Consider the following 16,777-nt stretch of genomic DNA (forward strand, 5'->3'; position numbering starts at 1 on the left):
CGATTCCTTGCGAAAGGTGTAGGATGGCGGCATATTTCCAATAATTGGTATATTCTGCCTTCTATACTCAGGACGGAGGTGCAAGCCCATGGGACAAACCAAACGGCTGCTGCAGCGCCGGGTTGAACATTGGAGAACCGCAGCCGCTCAATGGATCGGCGGAGCGGATGAAACGGACGAAGCGGAACAGGAAGCCGAACAGCTTGTCGAGGCCGAAGAACAGCCCGGCCGGTGGATCGAGCTTAAGGAACAGACGTATGAGCGATGCTTGCAGCTGGCCGAATCGCAGCGAACCACGGTGGATGCCGTAGTCCACCAGATGATAGAACAATATTGGGCAAATCGAAACAGTGAGCTGGTTACCCCCTTCTCGCGGGAGCAGCTGGACCGCAATCCGCTGCTGCAGCTTGACGCATTAAGCAGACGAAATTTCCGCCCATTTGGAGAACCGGCCTATGAAGCTGAATGATTCGTCGCACGTACATACGATCTTTGTCGACCGAACCGCTTTCACCGCCTTTATGGATCCGGACGATCCTTACTATGTCAAGGCACGCACTTTGTTTCTCGACCTTGACGATCTGAACCGAAGCTTGATTACGACCAACTATGTCGTCTTTGACACGCACCAGTGGCTGAAATCCAATTTCAGCTTCCAGCAGGCGCAATTTTTTCTGGAAACGATTGAGCAGGCTGTCCGCAACGGCAACCTGACCGTCATCTCCGGCTCGCCGGAATTCGAAAACGAATCCAAACGGCTTATTATGGATTGCCCGGATTTGCAGCTGTCCTTGAGCGAAGCGCTCACGGCCGTGGTGATGATCACCTATCAAATCCGGCGCATTTTCACATTCAACCCAAGCTATGTGTTCCTGCCCAAAATCGAACCGGGGATCAAAGTAATCCCCAGCCTGTGGTAAAACGAACCAACCGCAAAAAGAACCGCCGTAGTCCCTTCCTGCATAAGCGCAAGGACTACGGCGGTTCTTCGTATATTCCATGTATTTAAATTACGACTTCAATACATCGTGATCGACATAACGTTCGCCGTTCAGCTCGCTGATGACGTTAACCGCCACTTTGGCTCCGTCGCCTGCCGTAATGATTGTGTGTACGCTGACACCGGCGGCCGTGCCTGCAGCCCAGATGCCTTCGATCGACGTTTTACCGTCCGCAGCGGCGTCGATAACCGTTTTGATCCTTGGCTCGGTTCCAGGTTTGGTCTGTACCCCGATATGCTGCGCCAGATCGGCGAGCAGGCCCGTTGCCAGAATGACATGCGTTCCTTGGTAGCGGGTTCCGCTTTCCGTCTCGATCGCAAATGCCTCGCCTTCCTTGGCAACGTTCGTTACTTTATCCGTTACCAGCTCCGCGCCGAACTTGGCCGCCTGCTTCTTGCCGATATCCACCAGATCCGGTCCGGTAATCTCCGCTACGCCGTAATGATTCTCCACCCATGCGCGCTTCGTGATGCTTTGATCGCTGTCGATCACCAGTGTCTTCTTCCCTGCCTTGGCCGTAAACAATGCCGCGCTCGCCCCGGCTGGGCCGGCTCCAATAATAACCACATCAAACATGAACCCATCGCTCCTTCCTGAAATCACCATTTAGTAAGTCCTTACGGAACTGCATGCCCAACATACTTTATGCTACACAACTTGGTACTTATTGTCAAAAGAAGCTGCTGCGGCAGCCCGTGTTCACATAGATGCTTTTTTTCAACTTCCATTTATGCTAAATTAAGGTTGTTTACGCTTGCAGCAGCGCTTCAACCGGCATACTTTCGATTCTATGGAGGTACACCCATGAATGATACGGCATGGCTTCAATTGACCCGCGCAACGACGGACGCAGAGCTTCAGACAGTGGCGGCCGTTGTTCAGGAAGGGGGCTATACCGCCTTCCATCACCTGCTTGAGAGCATCAAGCAGCAGATCAAAACCATGCAGGAGGATGAAGTGCCGCGGATGCTCTCCTGCCTGGACAAAGCCAGGCGCCTTTTTCCCGAGCCGGGCCGGTTCAGCCCGTCTTGGGAGCACATATGGCAAGAGCTTGATCGCATGACGGAGATTAAAGCGAAGCTGATGCAAACGGTTCCGGTACAAGAGCGGGACGGCGAATGGCAGGTTATTCTCGATAATCCGCATACGATCCAGGGAGTCGTCTGTCACACCGGGCTGACATTTCATGAAGCGGCCTATTTATACAGCTACTTTCGCCCGGGTCTTGAACGCAATGAATACTTGCGGCTGCAAAAAATCCAAACGGCCGTCACGGATGTGGGCATGTAAGCCTCGACGAGGTTCAGCCGGTTTACATCAAGCGGAAGCATACGGCCTATCATAAGGAAAATGCAGCCGCTTCCGGTCGGACGGGATACGCAAGAGGCATCCTGCCCGGGATATCGCTGAATCGCGAAAACGGAATCCTGTTCCCAATTACTGCGTATGGACATTCAAAGGGAGAGGATGGCATTGATGGAAACCAGGGAACAGCTGCACGAACAGCTTCAGGTCATTATCGATTGGGAAAACGACCAGAAAGACTTATGGTTCTGGGAAAAGCTGGGGAGACTCCCCTTTGCATTGCTGGACAAATTCACCCCCAGGCTGATTCAGGATAAATTGGGTGCCGCCCTGAACGAAATCGGCCGATTCGTGCAAACCGGAGGCGATTATCTGACCTCCCAGCAGGAGATTCTGCATAAGCTGCAGCAGCAGAGCCTGGCCCATGCATCGTTGCATGCTGCGCAGCCGGAATCGCAGGAGGAAGAGCGTCCCGCCGCAGCCGGGATGACCTTGAATCAGGCGGCCGAGCTTCCCCTTAAGGTGATGGATCAGGTTGCTGACGAGCTGGCGGCAAGCCACGTCAAGCTGGCAACAGTCCAGGGCGCGGCTACCGGATTCGGCGGCCTGTTCACCATCGCCATCGACATACCGGCCATGCTCGGCTTGTCGCTTAAGGTGCTGCAGGAGATAGCTCTCTGCTACGGCTACGATCCGCAGGAAGCCCGCGAACGGATCTTTATTGTCAAATGCCTCCAATTCTCCTCCTCCGACATCGTCGGCAAGAAAGCGGTGCTTGACGAGCTCGCCGAATACGAGAGCGGCGGCAAGCAGGTGCAGGTCATGAGCCAGCTGCAGGGCTGGCGGGAGGTTATCACCGTGTACCGCGACAATTTCGGCCTCAAGAAAATGTTCCAGCTCGTTCCGCTGGCCGGCTCCCTGTTCGGAGCCTATATGAATCGGGATGCGCTGCAGCAGGTCGCGGAAACCGGCAGTATGCTTTACCGCAAACGCCGGATTATGGAGCGTCTCCACAAGCTGGACGCTGCTCCATAATCCGCAAAAAAACGAAGGACAGCCGTTGAATTACGGCCTGCCTTCGTTTTTTTCGATTTTATTACAGGCTCATTTCCAAAATTTGCTGAACGTCCGCCTCGTTTAACTGCTTGAAAGAGCCGACAGGGCCGAAACGTACCGTTTCCTTGGCCATTCGCCCGATTTCCTTCCCGTCGATGCCGAGCTGGCTAAGCCGGCTTGGCGCGCCGATCCGCGTAAAATAATCTCTTGTCGCCTGAATACCGGCAAGAGCAACCTCTTCATCCGTCCGTCCGGCCGGATCTACATTCCATACCCGTACGGCGAATTGGACGAACCGTTCGATCCGCTCCTTGTAAACGTATTTCATCCAGTTCGGAAACAAAATCGACAGCCCCTCGGCATGAGCGATATCATAAATCGCGCTAACCTCATGCTCGATCATATGAGTGGCCCAGTCGTTCTGCATCCCTACGCTGATCATCCCGCCGTTTAACGCATACGTGCCGCACAGCATCAGATTGGCGCGTGCTTCGTAATGATCCGGCGTCTGCAGAGCCTTCTCCCCGTTCTCAATCACGGTCTGAAGGATCGATTCGCACAGCCTTTCCTGCAGCGGCGTATCGGCTGTCGGACTGAAATACTGCTCGAATACATGCGACATCATATCTACAATCCCATTGACGGTCTGGTTAGCCGGCACCGTATAAGTTAATGTCGGGTCTAAAATACTGAATTTCGGATAAGCATGAAGGCTGCCGAACGATTTCTTCAAATTTTCCTCCCAGTTCGTAATTACGCTGTTGCCGTTCATCTCCGAGCCGGTCGCCGACAAGGTCAGCACCGTTCCGAGCGGCAGCGCGGAATGAATCTCCGCTTTGCGCATCAGAAAATCCCACACGTCCCCGTTGTGCGGCACGCCGACGGCAATCGCCTTGGCCGCATCCAGCACGCTGCCGCCGCCAACGGCCAGAATGAAATCAACCCCCTGCTCGCGGCAGATCGCGATACCTTTGCGGACCGTGCTTACCCGCGGATTCGGCTCAACGCCCGGCAGCTCATGCACGACAGCTTGGATGTGACTCAGCTGCTGCTGAATCCGGTCATACAAGCCGGTTGCTTTCATGCTCCCGCCGCCGTAGACGAGCAGAACTTTTTTGCCGTAGGACGATACCTCCTGTCCCAGCTGGTTCAGCATGCCCGCCCCGAACAGCAGCTTGGTCGGATTTTGAAATTGAAATGAATTCATCGTAGCAGCTCCTCTCCGTTAACTCTGATAGTTCTCTTTAATGACTATGTAAGACGCAAGCCCAGGTATCATTATAGCTCCGCTGCTCCGCGTTGAAAATGACTGACCCCCGGTTCATCTACTCACCTTTTCGTAACTATGAGCGCGGGTTTTACAGCTGTGCGGGCAGAAAAAAACCGCCGAACCTTTGAAGTGCACCCCCAATGTTAGAGCGTGTCTAACATTGGAGGTCACTTCCTACCGGTTCAGCGGTTAATTACACGTACAGCATTCTGTTCAAACAGGGCCTTCCGACGATGGAGAACTCCCCTTTAAGAGCGGATCGAATAGATTCTCGCTTCATAAGGGCGCAGCACGGCTCCCTCCGCCGTCAGCGGCTCCGCGTCCCCGTCATAATTGCACAGCAGCAGCTCCGCCGCCGGAACCGCCAGGAGGTGTTCGGGCAGCTGTACCTTGCAGGGCTCCTGTGAAAAGCTGCACAGCACCAGCAGCACTTCCTCGGAGGAAGTCCGCGTATATGCATACACCCGCTCGTCTTCAGGCAGCAGCAAGTCATACGAGCCGTCGATACATACGGATCGGTCCTTGCGCAGCCGGATCAGCCGCTTATAGTAATTCAGAATCGAGCCCGGGTCTTCCAACTGCCCTGCCACATGAATGTGCGGGTAATTAGGATTGACCTGTATCCAGGGTTCATGCGAAGAAAAACCGGCGTACAGGCCGTCATTCCACTGCATCGGCGTACGCGCATTATCCCGGCCCTGACGATAAACCGCTTCCAGCGCCTTCTGCGGCTCCAATCCGTTTGCGCCGGCTTCGCCGAAGTAATTTTTGATTTCCACATCGCGGTATTGTTCTTCCGACTCGAACTTGACGTTGGTCATGCCGATTTCCTGGCCTTGATAAATATACGGCGTTCCCTGCATCAGCATGAACAGCGTCGCCAGCATTTTGGCGGATTCGATGCGGTAACGGCCGTCGTCGGCAAAGCGGGAAACGGAACGCGGCACGTCGTGATTTTCCAGGAACAGCGCATTCCAGCCGCGGCCTTCCAGCCCTTTTTGCCAGGCCGACAAGATGGCTTTGAGCTCGGACAGCTTCCAATCGGCGCGGTAGTCCCATTTGCCGCCGGGTCCGTGATCTATCGTCATATGCTCAAACTGAAAAATCATGTTGAATACGCCATGGCGCCCGACGTAATCCTCCGCCTGCGCTATGGACACCCCGTTCGCTTCTCCAACCGTCATAATATCGTACTTCGCAAACGTCTCCCGGTACAGCTCGCGCAGGTAGTCGAGGATGCCCTCCCGGTTGCGGTGGCCGTCCCACGATGCCACATAACGTTTCTTCTCCGGGTTCGGCAAATCCGGCAGCAGGGCGAGCTTTTTAATATGGGTAATCGCATCCACCCGGAAGCCGTCGATGCCCTTGTCCAGCCACCAGTTGATCATTTCGTATAACTTGGTGCGGACCTCCGGGTGATCCCAGTTCAAATCCGGCTGCTTCACGGAAAACAAATGCATATAATACTCGTCTGTCCGGTCGTCGTATTCCCAGGCGGAGCCTCCGAAGATGGACTCCCAGTTGTTCGGCTCCGCATCGCCGCGGCCCGTCCGCCAAATATAGTAATCGCGCTTCGGGCTCGTCTTCGACGAACGGGATTCGATAAACCACGGATGCTCATCCGACGTATGGTTGATAACCAGATCCATGATGATTCGGATTCCGCGCCGATGGGCCTCCTGCAGCAGCTCGTCGAACTGCTCCATCGTGCCGAACTCCTCCTGAATCGCGCAATAGTCGCTAATATCGTAGCCGTTGTCGTCGTTCGGCGACCGGTACACAGGACAAATCCAGATGACGTCGATCCCCAGATCCTTCAAATAATCCAGCTTGGACAGGATGCCGGGCAGGTCTCCTACTCCGTCGCCGTTCCCGTCCATAAAGCTTCTCGGGTAAATTTGGTAAACTACGCTTTCTTTCCACCACGGTCTCTCTTGCTTCATTTCGCTCATGCGCATTCAATCTCCTATCCCTGTCTCGGTCTGCTCTATGCGTTCCCATTGTAGCCGGACAATGCCGAGGGAACAACGCAGGATATTGAACAATAAGGTGTTCTTTGTTGCTCTGCAGATGGTTCAAGTATCGCCTTCGCGCGATGGCTTTAACCGTCAAGAGAGTCCGGCATGCCGCTGCACCGCGAAGCGCCGCAGCGTATGCTAGAGATCGCTCGGCGTTGGAGCGCAATGGCTAACGAGCTAGAGCACGACATTATTTTGAACTAGAGCATGATACAGTAAAAAACCTCCCTATACAGCGTTAAGCCGTATAAAGAGGTTTTTTGGAGCTTCAGAGAGGCTTTATGGCCTCCCAGGGCCGGTGCAGCGTCGTCGTTACCGGCTCGGTCTCGGCCAGTACTTCTCCGCGGTAAATCACATAGCGGCAGGGCGGCTGCAGCCGCAGCAGATCCGTCGGGCCGGACACGGGGTAGACGACCAGATTCGCAGGCTTCCCTTCCTCGATTCCGTATTCTTCCTCGATTCCCAAGGTTCGCGCAGCCCGTGTAGTCACCATGCGCACCGCTTCCGCCAGTTCTTCTCTCCCGGTCATATGGGCCAGATGGACAGCCATATGCGCCGCCTGGATCATATTCGCGCTTCCCAGCGGATAGAAGGGCGTCTGAATATCGTCATGAGCGATACTTACATTGACGCCGGCCTGCCAAAATTCCTTGATCCGGGCAACGCCCCTGCCCTTCGGATACGTATCGAACCGTCCCTGCATCGCGCTGTTGATCAGCGGGCAGGCGACAATATGGATGCCCGAGCGTGCTACCAGGCCCAGCAGCTTTTGGAAATAGGCTTCGTTATAATAAGCCGTCGCGCTGACATGGCTGGCGGTAACCCGCTCGCGGAGTCCCGATTCGATCGCGAGCTGGGCGACGACCTCGAGAAAACGGGACTGCTCGTCATCAAGCTCATCGCAGAATACGTGCACGAGCTTGTCATAGCGTTTGGCCAGCTCGAAGCAGATCTGCAGCGAGGCGACGCCCGCTTCCCGGGTCGGCTCGAAGTGGGGGATGGCGCCGATGCCGTCTGCGCCGAGACGGATGGCCTCCTCCAGCCGGGCCTGATTGTCCGTACAGGCAATCAGCCCGTCCTGTGGAAAGGCGATGATCTGGATCGTCATGTAAGGCGCCACGCGGTCCCGGACCTTCCAGCAGCGCACGGAGCGCCGTCAGCTCCGGATCGGAGATGTCCGCCTGCGTCCGCACGAACAGAATGCCCTGCTTCATCTGGCTCTCGATTACCGTCATGGCTCTGGCCATGACATCCTCCCGCGTCAGAGCCGCTTTGCGCTCCTGCCAGATGCCGATCCCTTCGAACAGCGTACCGCTCTCGTTCCATCTCGGGGTTCCTGCAGTCAGCACCGTATCCAGGTGGATGTGCGATTCCACCAGAGGCGGAAGGACCAAGTGTCCGTCCGCCTGAATACGTTTGAGCGCGACGGCGCGGCTCAGATCGCCGATGCAGGTGATTCTGCCTTTTTGAACGCCCAGGTCTACAGGAGCTTCCCGGGAGAGAAGCCTTGCCTGATGAATGACTAAATCGAACATGTATATTCTCCCCTCCCCCGATCGCGATCTCACGTATCAGGGCTTGCGATCGTTATTTTTTCGGGATAAATTCCGTCGTGAACACCTTCGTCACGTCAATCTCCGACTTCAGCAGGCCGATGTCCACCAGCTGCTTCATCAGCGATTCCCAGCGGTTCTGAGTCATGTAGCCTACGCCTTTGGTCGAAGCGTCGTCCCCGTAAACGAACGGGCTCATCGCTTTGGCGCTGAATTCCATTTTATCGAGCGGCGTATCCGGATTTTTCTCCTTGATGACTTGGTTAATCTCAGGGTAGTTATCCTTGTAGTACTCCCAGCCTTTAATGGAAGCTTCCACGTAAGCCTTCACCACATCCGGATGCTCTTTAATCATCTTCTCCGTCGTAAACAGCACGTTTCCGTAAGGCGAGTAGCCGGAATCGGCATTTAACAAATATTCAGTGTCAATCCCCTGCTGCTGCAGCGCAAACGGCTCGGAAGTCACATAGCTTTGCGTGACGGAGGTCGGATCGCTGATGAAATTCGTCAGCTGACCGGTATATTTCAGCTCCTCTACTTTATCGAGCTTATAAGCTTTCTTGATATATTCCCAATAGGCGACGCCGCTGCCGACATATACCTTCCGGCCATTCAAATCGGAGAAGTTTTTGATCGGCTGTCCTTTGTGGAACAGCAGCGCTTGCGGATTTTTCTGAAAAATCGCCATGACCGCGACCAGCGGAATGCCGTTCTGACGGGCAAACAAAATTTCATCGCCCTGACCCATCCCGAAGTCCGCCTTGCCTGACGCAACGATTTGCGTTGCCGAAATGCCGGGCCCCCCGGATTGAATCGTCATCTCCAGCCCCGCGTCCTTATAGTAGCCCTTCTGCAATGCGGCGTATTGGCCGCCGTGCTCTGGCTGCGCAAACCAGTTCGTCACCTGGGTGACGGGGACCATTTTTTTGTCGGCCGGCTTCTCTGCCGTTGAAGCTGCCGGGGCCGCACCGCCGGAAGCCGGTTTTTCGGACGCCGGGGCCGTTCCGCAGCCCGCCAGCATAAGCGAGCACGCCGCCGTTACCGCAATCATACGTTGGGCAGAACGCCTAAGTACGCTTTTGGAAATAAAGTTCATCATCTGTTATTCCTCCCAAGGGTATGAATTGATGTCATGCATTGGAGATTCAGCCCGGATACCGGCGGCAGACGAAGCTATACCGATGCGAAGCCGTCCAGCCGGACGACGCCTTCCCATAAATCGTCAAGCGCAGCGCTTCCCCACAGGCTGTTCTGTTGGGCGATATGCACCCAGCCGTCCTTTTTGTGTACCCAGCGGCCAACCGGCTGCTCGGTAAACAGCTGCTCCAACGTTAAGGCGTCTGCAATGACGAAGTCCATCGGACGGCCCGCTTCTACGCCGTAATCCGTTAGTCCCAGCACCGACGCCGGATGCTCGGTGATCATGCGCAGCAGCGTATGCTGATCCGCCGCACTGCCCAGATGCGCCGAGTAAGCGGTAATCAATGCGATTTGCAGCAGATCCCCGCGGCCGAACGGGTGGAACGGATCTTGAATGTTATCGGATGCGGTAGCCAAACGAATGCCGGCATCCAGCAGCTCACGGATTCGGGTGGCTCCCCGGCGCACAAGCCCGCGGGCCCCGCGTCCTTGCAAATATAAATTGACGGCGGGCAGGGTCACCGCCCCCAGGTTCGCTTCGGCCATGAGAGCTATCGCCCGGTCGGCCCTTTCCTGGGACAGCGCGGACAACGCGCACAGATGGTCGACGGTTACCCTTCCTTGGTATCCGTGGCGGATCGTCTGCTCGGCGATGTAGGAGACGGTATGCACCTCCGGATCGTCGCTTTCATCGGTATGCAGATCCACCGGCAGATCGTATTTAAGCGCCAGACGGAAAATCCCGTCAATATCTTCGCGCGGCGTTTCGGATAAATGCGGCGCTCCTCCGACACCGTCGACGCCAAGCCGGATCGCTTCCTCGGCGGCGTCCAGTTCCAGCTCCGTTATCCCTGTGAAGGGAATCATCGGAAACAGCTGGATATCGACCTTTCCCCGCAGCATTTCTCTCGCTTCGAGTGCGGCATAGATGGTGCGGAATGCAACCTCCTTGCCCGCTTTCAAGTTGAAATCCAGGTGCGTGCGTATCCGGGTCGTCCCGTAGGAAAGTGCGGACAAGGCCGATTTGATGATCCGCCGTTTGATTTCCTCCTGAGTAAATGAAGGAGACTTCGCTTTATAATTTTGTATCGCTTCAAGCAGCGTACCCGACACATTGCCCACCTGGGGCAGCGAGAACGCTTTGTCCAGATGCATATGGGCATCGACGAGTCCCGGCAGAAGCACTTTGCCCTCCAAATCCATCCGCTGCTCCCGGCCGCCGCTGCTGCGAAAGGTATCTTGACCGAGATTTTCCAGCTTCTGAAAGCCTTCCCCGCTCAAGCGGCCCTGCTGAGGCACAATGGAAGTCGCATTCCCCCATAGAGCCCTTCAGCTCGAAGAGGACGGACGTATCCTTCAGAGGCAGCGCCGCATTAATTAAATGAAGAACCGTATGCTGAGTCGTCAATAGCTCCACTCCCTTAACGCTTATTCACCGCTCTCGTTTGCGCCCATGTAGAAGGGCAGCTATGTGAAGAATGCTTTTTGTCAAAAGCTGAGCTTGTTGAGAACCCCCACTCATAGCGGGTACTTGGTTAGGATGTCCTCCTCAGGAAGATACCCTACCTGCGTCGGAGCCACTGAAAAAGTCATCGCTACAAGTACGGAACATTCTTCCGATCGCTGTTGTCCCTGTATTTCATTGATTATCTTCCGCTTTAAGCGGTTGAAATCCAGGGACAAAGGCGAACACTTTCGTTTCTACAGAACGTTTCCGTACTCTCCGCTAGTTTTTCAGCGGCCCGCCTGCGTCTGTGCTCATTTTTCACTTAAGGCGGGTTTCGGACAGCCTGGGTCAAACGCCGCTTCTGCCGTAAACCGCCTTCCCCATGGTCATCTCTGAAATGATCTTCTTTCCATCCCTATCCGAGGGAACATTCGATTAATTCTCTGTGCGCATTTCCGATTCGTGCCACGAGCTCAGCATCCATTTGGAGAATGCGTTGACCAGAAGAAAGAAAGCAATGCCGAGGATCGATGCGGAAAGGCCGCAGGCAAATAAGTAAGGGGTCTGCAGTCTGGAAGCCGCAACTGTAATGGCATAGCCCAATCCGCCTTTACCGCCGCCGATGCCCGCAATATATTCGCCGACGATGGCTCCAATGACAGCCAGCGTACAGGAAATTTTGAGCCCTGCTACGATATACGGGAGCGCCGCCGGAATTCTCAGCTTCCACATCGTTTGAAACCGGTTCGCATTATATAGGTAAAACAGGTTTTTCATATTGTGGTCGGTCGAATTCAAACCGATAAGCGTGTTGGACAGCATCGGGAAGAAACCGATCAGAAAGGCGATGATGACGATCGCATTCATTCCTGCTCCGAACCAGATGACAATAATCGGCGCGATGGCGACAATCGGAATGGTCTGCAAAATTACGGCGTAAGGGTACACGCTCTTCTCGATCACCTTGGAGCTCGCCAGCAGCACGGCGCCGAACACGCCCAGAATAATACTGAAGATGAAGCCCAGCACCGCTTCGGAGATCGTCGTAAAGACCGATACCATCAACCCGTGCCCGTTCTCGAAGCCGGCCTTTACTATATCCGACGGCTTCGGCAAAATATACGGAGGAATATCCATTCCTTTGACGATCAGCTCCCAGCTCCCGATAAAGACGAAAAACGCGACTACCGGAGGCAGAGCCTGAAAAATCCATTTTAACAGCGGGGACGGGCCTGACTTGATTTGCCCCGGTGAAGCTGCTGCCGCGCTCGGCCGTCCCGCTTGAGCTGCATACAACTCATCCTTGATCGATGCTGTCATTTGACTTTTGTCGATAGCCATACAATTCCTCTCCCTTCCCTTGATTACGGATTCATTTTACCTGGATTCAACAATCCGAGCGGATCATTCTCCCGTTTTCTTTTACTCATGCCGCCTACCTCGCCGCGTCCGCCGTCATTTAACACCCAAGTATGCGGATCGAATATTTTTACACCGTTGTCTTCGAAGAAGTTAATAATTTCATACAACCGTTCCTCTGTCGTAAACCGGACGATCGGCAGAGCGTTAGGCGTAACGACCCCGCCATTGCGCGCCCACTCAAAGTGAAGCAGCACTTCGTCGCCGAATTGATCCTTGATCAGCTTGATTTGATCCATGAACAGCACCGGCGAAAATCCGGCTTGCAGATAAGTAATGGTCGGGTCGGTCTTCAATCCCCACAGCGTGGTATGGTTCCAGGAGAAATCGGATAAGCCGATCGTTTTACGGTACTGCGCAGAGCTGATGATGTGCCCTACCCGGCCGTTATGCTTCTCCGCCCATGCCTGAAGCGGCTCCAGCGTCCCGTCAACCGTCTCGAGCAGCACCGCTGCCGCCCCGTCTTCCAAGTGCTTGAGTATGGGCAGAAAATAAGATGGAATCGGCCACTCCACCGGACAAACCAGACGCTTGCGGATCGCATCGTCCTTGGAGACGGATTCCGCGAAGAGCATCGCGTCTTCGAACCGGTCGAACTGAACGACCGACTGCATCCAGTCATGACGGACGGATACCGGAATTTTCAGCTCCGTCACAATACCGTTCGTGCCGTAATTATGAATATAGTTCAGCAAATCGGGACCGCTGATTACCATTCTTCGCGGCGTTTCCTCCATCGTCATGACGGCGATCTCCAGCACGTTTCCGTCCCACAGGTTGCCCCAGGTAATAGAGCCGATGCCGCCGGAGCCGCCGCATACGAATCCGCCCACAGTCGCCTTCATGAACGTGCTCGGATAAATGCGCAGCTCCTGTCCGAGCTCACGCAGATGCTTCTCCAGCGCTCCCAGACGCACGCCGCACTGCACGCGGACGTACTCGTCGCCGACTTCCACGATGCGGTCCAGCTTGCTGAGATCCAGCACGATGCCGCCGAACAGCGGGACGGCCTGGCCGTAATTGCCCGTTCCCGCACCGCGCACAGTGACCGGCAGCTTGTGCTTGTAAGCAAACGCGAGTGCCGTCGCCACTTCTTCTTCGCTTTGGGGAACGACGATCCCGTCGGCCACTTTTTCTTTTAACTGCCGGTCCAATACGGGAGAATACCAGAAGTAATCCTTGGACAGCTTATCGCGGGACTCACGGTCCAGCAGCACCTTATTTTCACCCAGCAGATCAAGCATTTCCTTTTCCCAGCCAATCGCCATATGAACACTTCCTTTAGCAAATTCTGATGCGTGTATGAATAGTTGCCGCGTCTATCGCAAATTAATGCTTTAAGGCACCGGATACATAACGAACAAGCTCGCTGAACCGGTTCGTCGTCCTGAAGGTTTCATCCCTTGGGAACGGCTCGGGAATTTCGATGGTCGCCGAAACCTTTCCCGGTCTCGGCGTCATGACGATGACGCGGGTCGACAGGAACACGGCTTCGAACACATTGTGGGTAACGAACAGCACTGTCATTTTCTGATCCTGCTGCCAGATGCTCAGCAGCTCATCCTGCAGCGTTTGACGCGTAATTTCGTCCAAAGCGCCGAAAGGTTCATCCATCAAAAGCAGCTTTGGCCGGGAAACGAGCGCCCGCGCAATGGATACGCGCATTTTCATCCCGCCGGACAGCTGTCTCGGAAGTGCCTTCATATAATCCTTCAAACCGACCAGCTCGAGCACCCGCGCGGCTTCCTCCCGCTGCGTCTTTTTCGGCACTCCGCGAAGCTCCAGCGGCAGCATGACATTGTCTTGAACCGAGCACCACGGCAGCAGCGTATGATCCTGAAAGACGAAGGCGATTTCGCTTTGTTTTCTCGCTTCCTTCGGCGTCATCCCCATAATGTCCAGCGTACCGCCGGTCGGGGCGCCGAGCCCTGCAATCATTTTAAAAATCGTAGACTTCCCGCAGCCCGACGGGCCGACAAAGCTGAGAAACTCGCCTTCGGAAATATGCAGGTTGACGTCCTGCAGAGCTATCGTCCCGTTGCCGTATACCTTGCCCAGATGATCCATACGGACTAGCAGCTTTCCTTGATCCGCCGTTTCGGCAGCAGCCGGTTCATTGCCGGCGGGCAGGTTAGCGTTGTCGATTTTAACTTGCATAAGCAATTCACCGCCTCTTCTGTTGTTGTCAGGATAATGCCGAACTCTTCTGTGCGCGCAGGCTCGTCATATCGAACGCCGCCATTTCCAGCATCGCTTCGGCCAGCAGCTTGCCGCCGAGCATCAGCATCGCATTCCCCTTATCCTGAGTAGCCTTGGTGGCATCTCCCGCAATACCCGATTCGGAGATATCGTCCGTGATCCAGGCAAATGCTTTGCTCTTCAGCTGCAGGAAGCTGGAGGTTGGGAAATTCGGCATTTCCTTCGGTGCGAGTTCATCGTGAACCCATGTACGCTTCAGCGCCATGACGACCGACGTTTCCGTATCCCCGGCATGAATGCCGACCCGCTTCTCTTCCTCGGTAATCATGCCTTCGCCCAGCTGCAGTGCCCCGGGTCCAGTCTAAATACATCCAAGCCCGTTGCGATGCGAATTTCTCTCGCCATCATATTCAGCAGATCGCTGTTGCCTCCGTGGGTGTTAAACAAGAGAAGCTTGCGGAAGCCGCTGCGCTTCAGGCTCGAGCCGATATCGAGCAAAACCGCCATCAGCGTGGTGGCCGATAAAGAAATCGTCCCCGCATGATTCAGATGCTCGTTGCTCTTGCCGTAAGGAAGTGCCGGAAGCAGCCATACCGGCGCGTCGTCCGGCAGTTGTTCAAAAGCATGAGTCAAAAAGCCTTCTCCGATCAGCGTATCCGTAAACACCGGCATATGCGGCCCATGCTGCTCGACTGCGCCCACCGGAAGAACGACCAGCGCATTCTCCTTCGGAATCGCTTTGGTTTCGAGCGTTGTGAGACGCGGAAGAAAATGCCGGTCCCATGCTTTGCCTATATATCTTGAATTCATTGAGGACACCTCCGTTTACTTGACCTTATTGTAAAAGGAATTGCCGTTCCATTTCAATTTATATGTAATGTAATTGTTATATATCATAACATGAATAAATGATTTTGTGCTTCGCGCACGTAATGCTCGCGGAATAAATGTAATATTAGTTCACATTTGAACCGAAAACTTCTAAATCATTCGCCACCGCTTCCACACATCCGCTTGGAGTTTTTTGTCCCATTTACCTCGAAGCGTCTGTTCGGCATTGTTACCTCCCCCGAAGCTGCCACTATTCAATGCTTGCGCTCCAATTTATCCCGAGTTGACCAAAAGAACTGCCTCGCTGCCAACAGCTGGCGACCGAGAAACAAAACGTTTGCGCAATCACCAAGGACAAGTTTCGCTCCCGAGTGCCGAAGCTTCAAGATTACCATTCATCCGTTTACGTTCGCCCGGCCGGCTGTCAATCCAGCTGTCAGTCCGTCAGTCCGTCATTCCATCCAGCCGGCCACCAATGTCAGATAACATTACAAGCACGACCATCAATCCGTGCCAAAGGTGACTCCCCATTCACGCAGCTTTTGGCGGTAAGCAATACTGATCCGGTCGCATTTCAAATGCAGCTCCGCCTGCAGATCCAGCGGCAGCAGCTCCGGCTTCTGATTCTCCAGCATGAGCCGATCCTGCTCAATCAGCAGGTCTTGGAAGCGGATGAACACCTCATCCGGCTCCTCCAGCGAATAATTGCGTTCCATGACCATAAAAGCCGTGCTTTGGTTGTCCGCCTCAGGCAGTACAGCGAGATAGAGCCTCATAAACTCCCCGGTGCCGCCGGTCCGTTTAGTAAAAGCTGCGCAGAAAGGATGATGGATCTCATACACATAGCGGCTGTACACGCCGCGTCCGGTTCCATCCGGATCCGGCTGATAGACTGCGATTTCGTCCGATCGGATCACCCCCTCCTCCTCCCGCACGCGATAATCTTCAATTTCCGTAAAGGCGCCATCCCCCAGCAGACCTTCATGCACAAACATAAAATGAGAAATGTCAAGGAAGTTCTCGATAACTCTCGGACCTGCCGCCCGAATCGCGTACGGCCCCATGCAAATTTGCTTGCAGCCCTCCTCCAGCGCGGCATCAACCAAGGGGTGCGCGCCTTCGGGCGAACCCGGACAGACCCAAATGATGCCTCTCGCTTCCCTGCACGCATAGGCAAAGGCTCTGGCCTTGGCCGGGATCGCCTGATCCGCGGACAGCGAAGGAATCCGGGTGCATTGTCCGCAGCCGTTATATCTCCACCCATGATAAGCGCAGACCAGCTCATCGCCGGCCACCTTGCCCAGCGAAAGCGGCACCCCGCGATGAATGCATAAATCCCGGAAAGCATGCACGCCCTGCTTCGTTCGAAACAGAACTATTTTCTCATCCAGCAAAGGTACCGAAATCGGCCCCTCCCCGAGCGCGTCGGAGCGCAAAACCGGGTACCATATCCGTTTTAATGCCAAATCCTGTCCCGTCATACAACCGCTCCTGTCTTTTTTCATTGATAGAACAACAAACGAAAAGAGCCCGCAGTT

General features: G+C 54.8%; 17 protein-coding genes. 4 read left to right on the forward strand and 13 right to left on the reverse strand.

Annotated features, from left to right (window positions below):
- Nucleotides 1–88 precede the first annotated feature (88 nt).
- Both ACHHV8_RS18310 and ACHHV8_RS18315 read left to right on the forward strand, forming a co-directional pair.
- A complete protein-coding gene (locus tag ACHHV8_RS18310; RefSeq protein WP_395160349.1) occupies nucleotides 89–469 on the forward strand; it encodes a hypothetical protein in 381 nt (126 codons plus the stop codon).
- Nucleotides 456–920 carry a type II toxin-antitoxin system VapC family toxin gene (locus tag ACHHV8_RS18315; RefSeq protein WP_395160351.1) on the forward strand — a complete coding sequence of 155 codons (465 nt, stop codon included), beginning with the start codon at nucleotides 456–458 and terminating at the stop codon, nucleotides 918–920. The genes ACHHV8_RS18310 and ACHHV8_RS18315 overlap by 14 nt, the downstream gene beginning before the upstream one ends.
- Before the next feature lie 90 nt (nucleotides 921–1,010).
- On the opposite strand, the gene ACHHV8_RS18320 is transcribed toward ACHHV8_RS18315, so the two are convergent.
- The gene (locus ACHHV8_RS18320) at nucleotides 1,011–1,577 is read right to left on the reverse strand and encodes an FAD-dependent oxidoreductase (RefSeq protein ID WP_395160353.1); all 567 of its coding nucleotides are present in this window, start codon (nucleotides 1,575–1,577) and stop codon (nucleotides 1,011–1,013) included.
- Nucleotides 1,578–1,805: 228 nt separating this feature from the next.
- Between ACHHV8_RS18320 and ACHHV8_RS18325 the strand changes: the two genes are divergently transcribed.
- Together ACHHV8_RS18325 and ACHHV8_RS18330 are read left to right on the forward strand one after the other, a co-directional pair.
- Nucleotides 1,806–2,291: a hypothetical protein gene (locus ACHHV8_RS18325; protein WP_395160355.1), complete on the forward strand. Its 486-nt coding sequence runs from the start codon at nucleotides 1,806–1,808 to the stop codon at nucleotides 2,289–2,291.
- A 177-nt stretch (nucleotides 2,292–2,468) separates the two neighbouring features.
- The gene (locus ACHHV8_RS18330; protein WP_395160357.1) at nucleotides 2,469–3,341 is read left to right on the forward strand and encodes an EcsC family protein; all 873 of its coding nucleotides are present in this window, start codon (nucleotides 2,469–2,471) and stop codon (nucleotides 3,339–3,341) included.
- A gap of 61 nt (nucleotides 3,342–3,402) precedes the next feature.
- Here ACHHV8_RS18330 and ACHHV8_RS18335 read toward each other — a convergent pair whose 3' ends face one another.
- The 12 genes from ACHHV8_RS18335 to ACHHV8_RS18390 form a co-directional block, all read right to left on the reverse strand.
- A complete protein-coding gene (locus tag ACHHV8_RS18335) occupies nucleotides 3,403–4,569 on the reverse strand; it encodes an iron-containing alcohol dehydrogenase (RefSeq protein WP_395160359.1) in 1,167 nt (388 codons plus the stop codon).
- Nucleotides 4,570–4,880: 311 nt separating this feature from the next.
- Entirely contained in the window at nucleotides 4,881–6,584 is a 1,704-nt protein-coding gene (locus tag ACHHV8_RS18340) for a glycoside hydrolase family 13 protein (RefSeq protein ID WP_395160361.1), read from the reverse strand.
- 334 nt (nucleotides 6,585–6,918) lie between these two features.
- Nucleotides 6,919–7,692, reverse strand: a complete 774-nt coding sequence (locus ACHHV8_RS18345) for an amidohydrolase family protein (RefSeq protein ID WP_395163549.1) — start codon at nucleotides 7,690–7,692, stop codon at nucleotides 6,919–6,921.
- The gene (locus ACHHV8_RS18350) at nucleotides 7,574–8,185 is read right to left on the reverse strand and encodes an amidohydrolase family protein (RefSeq protein WP_395160363.1); all 612 of its coding nucleotides are present in this window, start codon (nucleotides 8,183–8,185) and stop codon (nucleotides 7,574–7,576) included. The genes ACHHV8_RS18345 and ACHHV8_RS18350 overlap by 119 nt, the downstream gene beginning before the upstream one ends.
- Before the next feature lie 52 nt (nucleotides 8,186–8,237).
- The gene (locus ACHHV8_RS18355) at nucleotides 8,238–9,299 is read right to left on the reverse strand and encodes an ABC transporter substrate-binding protein (protein ID WP_395163550.1); all 1,062 of its coding nucleotides are present in this window, start codon (nucleotides 9,297–9,299) and stop codon (nucleotides 8,238–8,240) included.
- A 77-nt stretch (nucleotides 9,300–9,376) separates the two neighbouring features.
- Entirely contained in the window at nucleotides 9,377–10,624 is a 1,248-nt protein-coding gene (locus ACHHV8_RS18360) for an amidohydrolase family protein (protein ID WP_395160365.1), read from the reverse strand.
- Between the two features lie 601 nt (nucleotides 10,625–11,225).
- Nucleotides 11,226–12,131 carry an ABC transporter permease gene (locus ACHHV8_RS18365; protein WP_395160367.1) on the reverse strand — a complete coding sequence of 302 codons (906 nt, stop codon included), beginning with the start codon at nucleotides 12,129–12,131 and terminating at the stop codon, nucleotides 11,226–11,228.
- A gap of 23 nt (nucleotides 12,132–12,154) precedes the next feature.
- Nucleotides 12,155–13,477, reverse strand: a complete 1,323-nt coding sequence (locus ACHHV8_RS18370) for an FAD-binding oxidoreductase (RefSeq protein WP_395160369.1) — start codon at nucleotides 13,475–13,477, stop codon at nucleotides 12,155–12,157.
- Nucleotides 13,478–13,538: 61 nt separating this feature from the next.
- Nucleotides 13,539–14,276 carry an ABC transporter ATP-binding protein gene (locus ACHHV8_RS18375; RefSeq protein WP_395163551.1) on the reverse strand — a complete coding sequence of 246 codons (738 nt, stop codon included), beginning with the start codon at nucleotides 14,274–14,276 and terminating at the stop codon, nucleotides 13,539–13,541.
- A 118-nt stretch (nucleotides 14,277–14,394) separates the two neighbouring features.
- Nucleotides 14,395–14,736, reverse strand: a complete 342-nt coding sequence (locus ACHHV8_RS18380) for a creatininase family protein (RefSeq protein WP_395160371.1) — start codon at nucleotides 14,734–14,736, stop codon at nucleotides 14,395–14,397.
- Complete coding sequence (locus ACHHV8_RS18385) at nucleotides 14,733–15,218, reverse strand: creatininase family protein (protein ID WP_395160373.1); 486 nt, start codon at nucleotides 15,216–15,218, stop codon at nucleotides 14,733–14,735. The genes ACHHV8_RS18380 and ACHHV8_RS18385 overlap by 4 nt, the downstream gene beginning before the upstream one ends.
- A 524-nt stretch (nucleotides 15,219–15,742) precedes the next feature.
- A complete protein-coding gene (locus ACHHV8_RS18390; RefSeq protein ID WP_395160375.1) occupies nucleotides 15,743–16,720 on the reverse strand; it encodes an aromatic ring-hydroxylating dioxygenase subunit alpha in 978 nt (325 codons plus the stop codon).
- Nucleotides 16,721–16,777: the final 57 nt, after the last annotated feature.

This window comes from Paenibacillus sp. TAB_01 (assembly GCF_043945595.1).
Taxonomy (GTDB): domain Bacteria; phylum Bacillota; class Bacilli; order Paenibacillales; family NBRC-103111; genus Paenibacillus_S.